Annotated in this window: 1 protein-coding gene; it reads left to right on the top strand. The window is 66.7% G+C overall.

What is annotated here, in order from left to right; translation table 11 throughout:
* Positions 1-180 precede the first annotated feature (180 nt).
* Positions 181-518: amidohydrolase family protein (locus tag AC1DWF_RS38665; protein ID WP_476843686.1), on the top strand; the 338-nt coding region annotated here is incomplete at its 3' end.

Below are 518 nucleotides of genomic sequence, written 5' to 3'. Positions count from 1 at the left end.
GTGCCCGTCAGGGCCAACGCGACAAGGCTCGCGCGCGCAGCGCGAGCGGTGGAAAGCCACATGTTGTTCATCCCTGCATGAAGTGCGCGCAACATGACGAAGCCCGGGCCCGAATGTCCAGTTCGGTCTTCACAAGGGATTCCGGAACGTCTTGAGTGGGCGGCACATGGGAGCGCAGTCATGATTCTCTTTGAAAACGCCCGGCTCTGGGACGGCTTTGCCGAGGCGGCGACGCCGGGCATGTCGGTGCTCGTCGAGGGCGAGGTGATCCGCGAGGTCRCCCCCTCCATCGCCAGCGCCTCGGCACGGCGCATCGACCTTGGCGGCCGCACGCTGATGCCGGGACTGGTGGATTGCCATGTCCATCTCATCGCCTCCGTCGTGAACCTCCAGGCCAATGCGCTGCTGCCGGATGCCGTCGTCGCTTTCCGCGCCGGAAAGCTGATGCGTGAGATGCTGATGCGCGGCTTCACCACCGTGCGCGACCTCGGCGGCGCCACGGTCGGGCTGCGGCTCGC

The sequence above is a fragment of the Aminobacter sp. P4_D5 genome (assembly GCF_056401815.1).
This window is presented reverse-complemented; position numbering and strand designations above follow the sequence as displayed.